Source organism: Flammeovirga pectinis (assembly GCF_003970675.1).
Lineage (GTDB): Bacteria > Bacteroidota > Bacteroidia > Cytophagales > Flammeovirgaceae > Flammeovirga > Flammeovirga pectinis.
In genome coordinates this window covers 3662724-3675285 of record NZ_CP034562.1, presented here as the reverse complement: position 1 = coordinate 3675285, position 12562 = coordinate 3662724, and the positions used below count along the sequence as shown (strand labels likewise).

The 12562-nt window shown below is 31.4% G+C and carries 10 protein-coding genes; 4 read left to right on the top strand and 6 right to left on the bottom strand.

What is annotated here, in order from left to right:
- The first annotated feature begins 176 nt into the window (after positions 1-176).
- The 3 genes from EI427_RS14775 to gldB all read left to right on the top strand — a co-directional run bounded on the left by EI427_RS14775 (position 177) and on the right by gldB (position 5752).
- Complete coding sequence (locus EI427_RS14775) at positions 177-2804, top strand: WG repeat-containing protein (protein ID WP_126616000.1); 2628 nt, start codon at positions 177-179, stop codon at positions 2802-2804.
- A gap of 334 nt (positions 2805-3138) precedes the next feature.
- On the top strand, positions 3139-4611 hold the full coding sequence (locus EI427_RS14770; RefSeq protein WP_394345840.1) for a sodium:proton antiporter: 1473 nt from the start codon (positions 3139-3141) through the stop codon (positions 4609-4611).
- Positions 4612-4723: 112 nt separating this feature from the next.
- Entirely contained in the window at positions 4724-5752 is a 1029-nt protein-coding gene (gldB, locus tag EI427_RS14765) for a gliding motility lipoprotein GldB (protein ID WP_126615994.1), read from the top strand.
- A 548-nt stretch (positions 5753-6300) separates the two neighbouring features.
- Here the strand turns inward: gldB and hpf are convergent.
- The 6 genes from hpf to EI427_RS14735 form a co-directional block, all read right to left on the bottom strand.
- On the bottom strand, positions 6301-6615 hold the full coding sequence (hpf, locus tag EI427_RS14760; RefSeq protein WP_126615991.1) for a ribosome hibernation-promoting factor, HPF/YfiA family: 315 nt from the start codon (positions 6613-6615) through the stop codon (positions 6301-6303).
- 192 nt (positions 6616-6807) lie between these two features.
- Positions 6808-7701 (bottom strand): tyrosine-type recombinase/integrase, encoded by an 894-nt coding sequence (locus EI427_RS14755; RefSeq protein ID WP_126615988.1) that lies wholly within the window; start codon positions 7699-7701, stop codon positions 6808-6810.
- Between the two features lie 124 nt (positions 7702-7825).
- Positions 7826-8020, bottom strand: a complete 195-nt coding sequence (rpsU, locus tag EI427_RS14750; RefSeq protein WP_126615986.1) for a 30S ribosomal protein S21 — start codon at positions 8018-8020, stop codon at positions 7826-7828.
- Between the two features lie 134 nt (positions 8021-8154).
- Positions 8155-9231, bottom strand: a complete 1077-nt coding sequence (locus tag EI427_RS14745) for a potassium channel family protein (protein WP_126615984.1) — start codon at positions 9229-9231, stop codon at positions 8155-8157.
- Between the two features lie 74 nt (positions 9232-9305).
- Positions 9306-9971 (bottom strand): rhomboid family intramembrane serine protease, encoded by a 666-nt coding sequence (locus EI427_RS14740; RefSeq protein WP_126615980.1) that lies wholly within the window; start codon positions 9969-9971, stop codon positions 9306-9308.
- A complete protein-coding gene (locus tag EI427_RS14735) occupies positions 9958-10941 on the bottom strand; it encodes a PhoH family protein (protein ID WP_126615977.1) in 984 nt (327 codons plus the stop codon). The genes EI427_RS14740 and EI427_RS14735 overlap by 14 nt, the downstream gene beginning before the upstream one ends.
- A 129-nt stretch (positions 10942-11070) precedes the next feature.
- Between EI427_RS14735 and dacB the strand changes: the two genes are divergently transcribed.
- A complete protein-coding gene (gene dacB, locus EI427_RS14730; protein ID WP_126615974.1) occupies positions 11071-12525 on the top strand; it encodes a D-alanyl-D-alanine carboxypeptidase/D-alanyl-D-alanine endopeptidase in 1455 nt (484 codons plus the stop codon).
- The last annotated feature ends 37 nt before the right edge of the window (positions 12526-12562 follow it).

Genomic DNA, 12562 nt, shown 5'->3' with positions numbered 1-12562 from the left:
CATCATATTTTTATGATTTATATAAGCTGATACTCTCTTTTTGAGATACAAAGCGCCTGTCTATCATTTTAAAAGTACCATAATGGGTTTTAATGCAAAGGGAGTATTTAGTGGATTAGATGGAAAATCTGTATTAAATAAGAAATAGGTTACCTACTACTTTTAATAAAAGTATAATGAAAATATATATACTGTTTTTACTTTTTTGTCTTTTTCAGATAAATAAAGTTGACGCACAAACTTCTAAATTATTCTGGAAATTTGCTGATAAAGGTGAATATGAAAAAATTGAAAAGAAATTAGTTAAAGAATCTGATGAGTTAGAGGGGAATGCCGTCTTAAACTATTTATGGGGACTTTACTATGTGGAAAATAACCTGAAATACAATTTGGATTCTTCTTATTTACACCTGCAAGAGGCAAAATTAAATTGGGATAATGCAGATGAGCAAACACATGCTGTATGGGTAAAGAGTTATGTAAATATAGATTCTATTGGTTATTGGCTCAATCATGTTGAACAACTTGCTTTTGAAGCCTCTATGTCTTCTTTTAAGGTTGATGATTTTAAAGATTTCATAAAAAAATATCCAGATGCTACACATATACCTAGAGCAATAGAACTAAAGGATAGTTTAAGTTTTGAGATTGCTAAAAAAGAGCACAGTTATAAATCTTATCAAGAGTTTATAAAAAATCATCCAGAAGCAAAACAGCGAGATTTAGCTCAAGAACAATATGAAATCTTAGTGTATCACTCAAAAACAAAAGATGCTGACGAACATGCTTTAAACCGCTTTTTACTTGAACATCCAAATAATAAATTTAAGAGTAAAGTAGAGAAGCAAATCTATGAGTTGCGAACGGAGAATAAATCAGAAAGTGATTATTTAAGTTTTATAAGAGATTACCCAAATAGTAGTCGAGTTGACACTGCAATTACTCATTTATGGTATTTTTCTGAAAATAAAGATAGCGTTTTGATCAGCTACCCTAATTGGAAAAATATTTCGTATTATCAATCACTTAACTTGGCAGAGAAACACACTATTTATCCTGTAATAAAAGATAGTAAAGTAGCATTTATAAATAATAAAGGTAAAGTAATTTTAGAGGATGCATTTCTCCAAGCAAAGAAAAAATATAACTGTAATGGTGTTCAATCATCTTATATCGAAGTAGAAAAAGAAACGGGACATGGGGTTGTTAATAGAAAAGGGAAAGTACTAATTCCATTTGAATACGAGAGTATTTCTTTTTTATCTGAAGGATTAGCAGTTGTAAAAAAGCAGGGGAAATATGGTATTTATGCTTTAAATGAAGAACAATGGATTCCTTGTATGTATGATCAGATTATGCAGATAAGTAATCGATTATTTGGTGTTAGAATAAAAAGTAGATGGGGTATAATCTCTTCAGATGGTACACAGAAGTTTCCGATAGAAGCAGGGCAGTTGATTAAAATTGCAGAGAATACGCTATTAATAATGAAAAAAGGGAGATGGAATTACTTTTCTGAATCTGCTATTTTTAGCGAACAAATTAATTCTGCTGACAGTGTATTTAGATTCGAATCTTATAAAAGCTTAGAAGACCAATGGTTTTCTTTAAAAGAAGAAGGAAAGTGGGCTGTTTATTCTCCTAATGGAGAAAAATGGACAGATGATTATGATTTAATTAAAGATGCTCCCTATAAGCAGGGTTGGTTTATACAGAACGATACTTTATGGCAGTTACTTAATTATGATAACAAATTGAAAATTGATTCTCTTCTTCTTCCTGTTGTAAAAGAGCAAGGAGTGATATCTAGATGGAAAAATAAATGGCAAGCTTTTACATGGTCAGGTGATAGTTTAGGGAATTATGTAGCAGATACGATAGTATTTAATGGTAATGGTAATGGTATAGTAGCATCCTCAGGAGGAATAGATCATCTCTATTTTAAAGGAGGAGGAGACTTATTATTGAAATCGTATACAAAATGGCATATTCAGTATGTACAAAAAGACTCTACAGAAGAAATATTTATTGGAGCAAAAAGTAAAAGGTATAAGAAATTTGCTTTACTCAATGAGAAAGGAAATCAGATAATGACACCTCAGTTTACAGACCTAACTGTAACTGCTAATGGTTTTGTAATTGCCAAATATGGAAATTGGTACTATTTGTATACAACTAAAGGGAAAAGACATTTTCAAGAAGGATACTCTGCTATCTATTATGAAAATGGAGTTTTTGTTTTGAAAAAGAACGGTAAATACGGATTATATATTCCAGAAACAAACCAAAAAATAGCACCCCAATTTGATAGTAAATTAATTAAAACTACTATTAAAAAAGAAGAGGTAACACAATGGTTGGGAAGTAAAAAAGGAAAGAAAGGATTATTCTCACTGTCTACCATAGCAACTGCAAAGTTTTATTATAATGATATGACATTATTTGATAGCACTTCAGTTTTTATACGAGAAGACAACCTGTGGAAACTCTTGAATGTAGAAAAGAATGATATCGTCTTGGCTTGTGATAGCTACAAAATAAAGACCACTGAAGAGGGGTATACTTGGATTTTATATCAAAAGAATGAACAATACGGAGCGTACTCAATTAAATATGGAAATGTGATTTATCCAGAGTTTTTATCAATACAAAATATTGGATCTAAGGAGGAACCTCTTTTTTTAGCGAAGCAGTTTATTAAGCAAGCAAAATTATATATTTTACTTTACATAAATGAGCAAGGAAATGTTGTATATCAATCATTTTTAAATGAAAGTGAATTTAATCTTGTGGATTGTTATTGATTAAATATAATTGGGGAAAACAGCTATTGAAGTTACAAAACACTAAAGATATGTTAAATAATTCTTAAGAGTTCTTTATAATGCTGCTTCTTGAATTTAATCATTGTTTTAAGAGAGTAGAATTTCATAAAATAGCATCACAATTGAACGAGGAAATTAATTGTAGGATAAAAATATATATCGTCTTAGAGATTAACTGAACTATCAACGACTATTAGAAATAGATATTTAGATAGCTATTTTTTACTAGTAAATAGAAAAATTCTTACGATTAGAAGTTTGTCAGTAACTGTTTACAAATTAGAATATGAAAAAGAAATTATTACTTCTCCTAATGACCTTAAGCTTAGGTATGCTAGTAGGAGTATCGCCGGCTTTAGCGAGTGGAGGAGGACATCCTGAAGCGGCCCCTTGGAGTGTTATTCCATTTGCTACACTTTTAATAATGATTGCTACTGGACCTCTTTTTTACGAGAAGTTCTGGCACCATAATTATCCAAAAGTTGCTGTTGGTTTAGCTGGATCAGTAGTGTTATATTATATTTTTGGGTTACACAATACACATGCTCCAATCCACGCATTTTTCGAATATTTTCAGTTTATAGCTTTACTATCGGGGCTTTATATAGCATCTGGTGGTATTATGATTAAAGTAGATAAGAAAGGAACTCCTTTGGTAAATACATTGCTTCTTGCTTTTGGAGCTGTGATAGCAAATATTATCGGAACAACAGGTGCTTCTATGCTTCTTGTTAGACCTTTTATGCGTTTAAACCAAGAGAGACTTCAACCTTACCATATTGTATTTTTTATATTTATTGTAAGTAATGTTGGTGGTGCATTAACGCCAATTGGAGATCCTCCATTATTCTTAGGATTCCTTAAAGGAGTACCTTTTGAATGGACATTGGTACATAGTTTACCAATGTGGGCTTTCACAATAACTTTATTATGTATTGTATTCTTCTTTGCAGATAAGCGCTTTATTAATAAAAGAAACTTACTTTTTGATGAAGAGGAAGGCGAGAAAGAATATTCAAATAAGATTACCATTACAGGTAGTAAGAACTTTGCATGGCTAGCAGTTTTAGTAGGAGCGGTTTTCTTAGATCCGTCTAAAATTGGATGGTTACCAGGTATTTTACAAACACATGATGGTTTTTCTATTGGTTTCTTAGCAGATTTAGAGCATCATGAAGGAGCAACGCTATTTTCTTTCATTAGAGAGATAATTATGCTTTCTGTTGCATACCTGTCATTTAAGCTTGCAGATCAAAAAGCCATTCAAGGTAATGAGTTTAATTTTGAGCCGATTAGAGAAGTAGCCTTTATTTTTATAGGTATTTTTGGAACGATGATGCCCGCCTTAGAGTTAGTAGCCAATTTTGCGAAATCTCCAGAAGGAGCGGCATTAATTAACCATAATTCTCTGTATTGGGCAACAGGAGCTTTATCTGGAATATTAGATAATGCACCTACCTACCTAAACTTCTTAACAGCAGCAATGGCCTCTAAAGGAGCAGACATTGGCGTTGTTAGTGATGTAGTTGATTTTACTAATGGTATTGTTCAAGGAGCTCCAAATCATGAATCTGTATTAGAATTAACAGCAATATCTGTTGCTGCTGTATTCTTTGGTGCAATGACTTATATTGGTAATGGACCAAACTTTATGGTAAAATCAATTGCTGAGCAATCAGGTGTTGAAATGCCTTCTTTCTTTGGTTACATTTTAAGATATTCTTTGCCAATTCTATTAAGTATTTTAATAATAGTTTGGTTAGTATTCTTTGCTTTTGCAGTATAGTGAAAGTTAGATACGCTAAAGCCTCTCATAATTTATATTGTGAGAGGTTTTTTTATACATAAAAATTAATAGTTTTATGCTATCGAAACCGTTACTTCTTAATCCTAACAAAATGACAAAACAAATTTTTAAATACATCTTCTTAGTTTTTAGTACATTATTATTTTTCCAATGTGGTTCTAGTGATGAAAAAGAACTCCCTGATGTATCAGAAATTAAAATAAATGTAGAGGTAAGGCATCTTGAACAAGAAATTTTTGCACTTAAGTCTAAAGATGATATTGTAAAATTCTTGATAGAAAATCCTGAGATAGAAAAAAAATATTTTTTACAGGCAGGGTTATATCCCAATAGACATTTTTTAGTAGAAGCCATTTGGGACTTTAGAAATAAAGTTGAAAATGATACTCTAAAGATGGATGCAGATAGAATTTTCGGGAATTTCGAAGTTCAGAAAAAAGAGTTTGAAGAAGCCTTTAAATATATCAAATATTATTACCCAGATTTTAATCCTCCTAAAATATATACATCAATTTCTGGTTTTGCTAACTGGGGCTTTGGTGGAGATGTTTTAGACTTAGGAGATTTTATTGTTATTGGTCTTGATTACTTTGAAGGTCCGACAGCTTCTTATGGTGTTCCAGAAGTCCCAAGCTACATAAGTAGAAGATATACTCCAGAACACTTAGTACCTTTTTCTATACAGATGCTGTCTAATCGATTTAATAAGGTAAACCCTAATGATAGGTCCGTGTTGTCGCATATGATAGCCTGGGGGAAAGCCTACGAGTTTGTAGACGATGTAATGCCTTATACAGCAGATTCTATAAAAACAGGGTATACTGCTAAAGAACTAAAAGGTGTAAATTATAATGAAGCCTATATTTGGAGTCATTTTGTAGAAAATGAGTTGCTTTATAAAACAGAACGCAGAACAGTAAAACGTTATGTTGATGATAGACCTGTCACATCAGAAGTATCTGAAGATAGCCCAGGAAGGTTAGGAAGGTGGATTGGTTGGAGAATTGTACAGAGTTATATGAGAGCAAACCCAGAGGTTATGTTACCACAATTAATGGCAAATGATAACGCAGGAAAGATACTCCAAAAATCAAAATATAAGCCAAAGAAAAGAAAATAACTCACTGATAATCTTTAAGAAAGTCAACAAATACTAGAGAAATATAAACAATCTTAAATGATTATGACGACGGCTAAATAATATTTATTATTGACATGTGATCATATCGTTATCCATTAAGTAGACGATCATAAGTAAATAGCTATTTTAAGCATATTTCCATGAGTAAATCAAACTTAAAAATCAGCATAAAGGTTTTGTTTTTTGATAATTTTGAATAAAAAAAACTCAAGGTAAATGGTAGTGAAATACACTAATATTTATGGTTTACTACATATAAATCACATAGAATATTATTGGTAAACGTTGATACTAATTAGACATCTAGGAATATGTTTTTTACACCTTTTTATTTCTAGAGTTGATATTTTCGATGTAACCAAAGATATTATTTATATCCTCGTTTACTGAGCCTCCCATTTTGTTTTGCAAAATGTGGAGGTTTTTTAAACTAAAAGGGTCAACCTCTAATTTGAGATTGACCCTTTCTAAACATCTTTTATGTATAATATACTTTTAGTCTATGTACATTTTAAAAGCATGGAGGATTAAGCTCCAGATTTGTCTAATAATTTTTCTTTAAATTTCTTTACTTGACGACGTAATGATTCAGTAGCATCATCTGTAGCTGCTTCGAATGACACACCATGCTTTTTAGCTACTAATGTATCACCAGGGATATTTAATTTAATCTCTACAACTTTATTATCTCGACTATTGTCACTGTTTTTTTCTACTCTTAAGAAAACTTCTCCGTCAACAAATCTGTCGTAAAAAGTTTCTAATTTATTTACTTTTGTTTCAATGAAATCAATTAATTTTTGATCTGCTGTGAAATGTATTGATTGGATGTCGAGTTTCATATTTTTACTGTTTTAAAGTGTTATGAAAAGATTCAATTTTAAAAAAAAGATGTTGTTTTTATACATTTAAAATGTACATTTTTTGCACCAAAAAAAGGTGCGACTAAAAGCTCAAAATAACCGTTAACTTCTATTCTAATGTACGATTATTTTTTGACTTGGTTGTGTCAAAATACCACATTTTACTAATTTTTAAGTAGATTTTTTTCCTGACCTTGGATGTGCTTGAGCATGTACTTTTTTCATCCTAGATAAAGATGAATGTGTATATATCTGAGTTGCAGATAAGTTAGCATGACCAAGTAACTCTTTGATATCATTTAGAGCTGCTCCGTTTTCAAGCATATTTGTCGCAAAAGAATGTCGTAAAATATGTGGAGATTTTTTTCCAACGGTTGTGTTTTCCTTTAAATACCTTTTTACAAGGTGATAAAGTTGTTGATACTTCAAGGGGGCACCCTCTTCGGTAATAAAGAGGTTTTGGGTGTCGTAATTCTTTCTCTTATCAAGGTAATATCTTAATTGATGTACTAACTGTGCGTGTAAGGGGACTATTCTTTCTTTATTTCTTTTACCAAGTACTTTTACAGTGTTACTTGAGAAATCAATAGCATTAATTTCTATTTGTAATAACTCTGAAGACCTTAAACCAGTTCCATAAAGAAACTCAAAAATTAATTTATCTCTGATTCCATCAAAATTATCTTCGAAAACTTCATCTGTTAATAGATGATTCATCTCGGTACTCTTAACACTTTGAGGCAGTCTTGAAGGAGTTTTTAAGGCATGAATAGATTTTGAAGGGTCCACTTCTATAATATCTCTTTTTCTAAGAAACTTAAAGAAACTCTTTAACGAGGCCATTTTCCTGTTAATACTTCGAGTACTTAATTCTTCTTCCATTAAAGTGCTTATCCAAAGCCTAACTTCAGCTTTTTTTACACCTTCTAAGGTACTTGTATCATCCTCTAGTTTAATAAAAGTATCAAACTGTAGTAAATCCGTTTTATAAGCAGTAAGCGTGTGGCTACTAACCTTTTTTTCGAACTGTAAGTGATTTAAAAAAGATTGGAATGGTGTAATCATAAATTGAATTCTGTCCTCTGAGAAACAAAATACGGTTTTTATTGAAAATTTGAAAATTTAAAACGCAAAAAGCCTATCAATACATAATATTGATAGGCTTCTTTTAAGAGAATACAAAATAAGATTAAGCTCCTTGCTCAGTTCTCATTTTGATTTTGTAAGCAGTTTTGATTGCTTTCTTTCTGTCAGTTACAGAAGATTTCTCGTAATACGCACGACCACGTAATTCACGAAGAACTTTAGTTCTCTCAAATTTCTTTTTGAAACGCTTAAGAGCACGGTCGATAGACTCGTTATCTTTTACTTTAATTTCGATCATTATATTTTCCTTTTATGAAGGTTTTTTCAAATTCAATCCATGATTTCGGATCGCAAATATAAATAAGTTTTAGATAAAAGGAAAGTGATTCACTAAAATATTCAATAAGATTTCTAAATGATTCTTATTGAGAATCAAGATTGTAGTTCTATTATTTTCTCTTCAAAATCTTCCCAAGGAAATTCGTCATAGGTAGCTATTGATAATAAATCCCCTTTTTCGAGTATTTCAGAGGGTTTTGGACAAGAATTACTCTGTCCATCTCTAATGATAGAGAGTACATTACAATCAAATTTATAGTCAGATAAAACATGCATCATATTGATCTGAAAATCTTTCCAAGAGATACCTGCTAACTTATTTACTGTCACAGTCATAGGGTTAGCTCCTTGTGTATTATAGAGTAAATCCTCTATCACTTTAGCAGAATAAGGATCTTGACATTCCTGTACAATTGCTAAAATAGAGAGGTCTGCATTTACATGCGTAGCATTATTCGTATCAAACATCCATGCATTAGACTGATCAACTAATACGAAAAGAACTCTAGTAGAACTTGTAATAAAACGCTCTAGAAGATCTATTGTGGTTTTAGTGCTACCATCCGAAGTAGATGTCTTATGATGGACAGGGAATACAATAATTGTTTTATTTTTATTTACCTGTGCATTGGTATATGTTTGTTGTTGTAATGGACTACCTTTTAAAAAATGAATATTAGGTAGAGATGCAATCTCGTCTGGAAGTGTTTCAATATGATTATCAACAAAGCAAATACCGACATTATGCTCAACAGCTCTTAACTCATCTATAAAATGTTTTGCTATGTTTATACCTGGAAAGTTGAAAACGACGTAACCGTCTTTATATGGATTGTTCATAAAGCCTAATTTTTTTTGTGTTTTATGGTGTTCTCTATAGTCAAATACGGCACCAAATAATGCACCGACGAACGCAATACTTACTGTACTAAGTAGCATTGTGATAATTCTACCTGCAAGAGTTTCTGCAGGTTTGTTTCCATAACCAACGGTTGTTGCAGTTTGCCAAGTTTGCCAAATAGCTTCGTTCCAAGAAACTTGTTCAATATTTTTAAAAAGGACAGCAAATAGAATATTTATCCCTAAGGTGTAAAGTAAAATTTGCTGTAGTCTTTTATAAACATCACTGTTTTTATGTAACTGAAGTTGTCTGAAAAAATTAAATATCATTATTAGTAAATCTGTTGTCTATTTATTTGGTCTGCTATAAATGTATCAATAAGAAAGATAAAAAATGAAATTATTTATTCCTTTACTCTTTTATTATTGTCACTGTATTTATAAATAAAAGCCTTGTTTTCAATATTTCGATACCCTTCGAAACTAAAATCATCTTCAATTTTTATTTCCTTTTTCTGAGAAAACTCAGTTTCGATATTCTTGTAATAGTACGCTAATACTAGCCCAGCAATACTACCAGATAAATGAGATTCCCACGAAACTCCCTGTTCATTTGGAATTAATCCCGTAAGCATACCTTGATACAATACAGCAATGCAAAGTGAAATGATTAAAGAGCCAGGATTCTTTTGAAAAATACCAAGAAAGAATAAAAAGGAAGCTATTCCGTAAATAACACCACTTGCACCTATATGAAAGGAGGGGCGTGCAAAAAACCAAACCATACAACCGCTTATTAGTGTTAGCTGTATAAGTACTTTAGAGGCGATTTTTGGGATAAATAAGTAAAGTGAAAAACATAGAATACAAAAGGAAAAGCTATTTGAGATTATATGTTTTAATCCACCATGAATGAAGGGAGAAAAGAATATCCCGAAAAAACCTAATCGATTTCTAGGATAGATACCAAGATGATAAAGATTGACTTCTAAAGACCATTCAATAATCTTTAGAAGCCAAGCAATTGCCAATAATAGAAGCGTTATTTTTAAACCTCTATTTATTTTCATTTCTATGCTCTTCTTTTATTGCCTTTTTACGGTCGTCTGATTTTTGATATGCAGAAATGATATTTTTAACTAGGCGGTGGCGAACAACATCTTTTTGTGTAAGATGAAGTACTTTAATACCCGTTACATTATCAAGAATTTTTGATGCAACCACTAAACCAGATTTTTGTCTTGGAGGTAAATCAATCTGAGAAATATCACCAGTAATAATCATTTTAGAGTCTAACCCTAAACGTGTAAGTAACATTTTCATTTGCATCTCAGTTGTATTCTGAGCTTCATCAAGTAAAACAAATGCATTACTTAATGTTCTACCTCTCATGTAGGCTAATGGTGCGATTTCAATCACACGATTTTCCATATAGAATTTTAATTTTTCTGATGGAATCATGTCATCTAAAGCATCATAAATAGGTCGTAAATAAGGATCAACTTTATCTTTTAAGTCTCCCGGAAGGAAACCTAAACTTTCTCCGGCTTCTACAGCAGGTCTAGATATAATAATTCTTTTTACTTGCTTATTTTTGAGTGCTTTTACAGCAAGAGCCGTTGCAACATACGTTTTACCAGTACCTGCAGGTCCGAGTGCAAAAACAAGATCATTCTTTTTAACAGCATCAACAAGTTTCTGTTGGTTACTTGTTTTGGGTCTAATAGCAATACCTTTTGCACCATAAAGGAGAATTTCGTCTTTAACGTCTGCATCTTGTAAATCAGCATTCATTTCAACGTAATCAAGTATATTATCTACTGTTACTTTACCAAACTTCCTGTAATGAATTAGAAGTTCGTTTATAGCTTTATGTACTCTAATTATTTCAGCACTAGCACCTTGTATTCTTATTTCGCTACCTCTAGCAATAATTTTACTGTTAGGAAATGCTGTAGATAATTCTTTGATATTGCTATTGTCAACACCCAAGAAATCGACTAGAGCGACATCTTCTAAAGGGATTACTTTCTCTATCAAATGTATTTTATTTAAATATGAATATTTATTCTTTTCTTTAGTTGAGGCAATTTTTGATAAAATGTATCAAGAATTTGCTTGTAATTCTCAAATTTACCTAGAAATTGCCATATAAACGAAGTTAAAATCATGTCTATTTTTAGAAAACTCCACTTAAATACTACTATTAAGGTATTATTTTTTTACGTCATTTTTTTATTTTTTAATAATCAAGTAGGCGCTCAATCAAAAATTCAACAAATAAAAGAAGCTGTTAACACTATACAAGATAGTGAATGGATGAAAGGAGGTTCAATTTCTTTTCATGTTAAGTCGCTTTCTGGTAAACCATTAGAATATGGCTATAATGAAGAAACATCTTTAACACCAGCCTCAATAACTAAACTTTTTACAACAGGTATTGGTTTAAAAAAACTTGGAGAAGGTTTTAAATATGAGACAAGAGTATCTTATACAGGGCAAATATATAATGGTGTTTTAGATGGTGATTTAGTAATTCATGGAGCAGGTGATCCAACCCTACAATTAAGGAGTCTAGACAGTGCAATTGTAGCATCTATTCCTGGCTTAAAAGAGATTAAAGGTAAAGTTATTATTGATGCAAGTTTATATGGACAATTAACTACACCACCAAAGTGGGTTTGGGAGGATCTTGGAAATTATTATGGAGCTGGAGTGGCATCACTAAATGTAAATGATAATATGTATTACTTGTACCTTAAAACAGGTAGTCAGAGTCAAGTAGCATCAATAATAGATATAAAACCAAAAGCACCTTATTTAAAAGTTAAATCCGAAGTTTTAGCAGGAGAGAAAGGTACAGGAGATAATTCTTTTATATTTTCGTCGCCTTATTCTGATAGTCACATTATAAGAGGCACACTACCACCCAATAGATCATCTTTTAAAGTGAAAGGAGGTATTACAAATCCTGACTATCATGCAGGTTGGATTTTGGCTGATACTTTAGCTTCTCAAGGAGTAATTATTGATAATAATGAGGTGAAAGTAGTATATGATAAAAATAAATTACCTATTGTAAAACCGCTTTGCAGTGTGTTTTCACATGATTTATCTTGGATAATTAATAAAACAAATAAAAAAAGTATCAATCTATATGCGGAAGCGATCATAAAGACCGTTAGTATTAATGAGACGGGATCAATACTTCCTGAAGATATAACTTCCACATTGTTAAGTTGTATTGAAGAAGTAGGGGTTGATACTCAAGGTTTATTTTTAGAAGATGGAAGTGGTTTATCTCCATTTGGAGCTTTTTCTGCTAAACACATGACGCAGTATTTGGAGCAAATGACAAAAGATGCTGTTTATCCATCATTTTTTAAATCTCTTGCTGTTACGGGCACTTCTGGAACGTTAAAATACTTTTGTAAATATAATAATGCAAAAGGTAAAATTACGGGTAAAAGTGGCTCTATGAGAAGAGTTAGAAGCTATGCAGGCTTTGTTAAAACAAGCAATGGAGAAATATTAGTTTTTACTGTAATTGTAAATAATTTTTCTTGTAAAAGTAAACAAGTGAGGAAAGCACTGGAACCGTTAATGGATATTATGGCTAAATAGTATTAATTCAAGTTGTAGTTATGGCATTTTTATTGCC

What these genes read in the sequence shown, in the direction of transcription:
- gldB (WP_126615994.1), top strand. Translation starts at nt 4,724, where the DNA reads ATGACAAAACAAATTTTTAAATACATCTTCTTAGTTTTTAGTACATTA.
- EI427_RS14775 (WP_126616000.1), top strand. Translation starts at nt 177, where the DNA reads ATGAAAATATATATACTGTTTTTACTTTTTTGTCTTTTTCAGATAAAT.
- hpf (WP_126615991.1), bottom strand. Translation starts at nt 6,615, where the DNA reads ATGAAACTCGACATCCAATCAATACATTTCACAGCAGATCAAAAATTA.
- EI427_RS14770 (WP_394345840.1), top strand. Translation starts at nt 3,139, where the DNA reads ATGACCTTAAGCTTAGGTATGCTAGTAGGAGTATCGCCGGCTTTAGCG.
- dacB (WP_126615974.1), top strand. Translation starts at nt 11,071, where the DNA reads ATGTCTATTTTTAGAAAACTCCACTTAAATACTACTATTAAGGTATTA.
- EI427_RS14755 (WP_126615988.1), bottom strand. Translation starts at nt 7,701, where the DNA reads ATGATTACACCATTCCAATCTTTTTTAAATCACTTACAGTTCGAAAAA.
- rpsU (WP_126615986.1), bottom strand. Translation starts at nt 8,020, where the DNA reads ATGATCGAAATTAAAGTAAAAGATAACGAGTCTATCGACCGTGCTCTT.
- EI427_RS14740 (WP_126615980.1), bottom strand. Translation starts at nt 9,971, where the DNA reads ATGAAAATAAATAGAGGTTTAAAAATAACGCTTCTATTATTGGCAATT.
- EI427_RS14745 (WP_126615984.1), bottom strand. Translation starts at nt 9,231, where the DNA reads ATGATATTTAATTTTTTCAGACAACTTCAGTTACATAAAAACAGTGAT.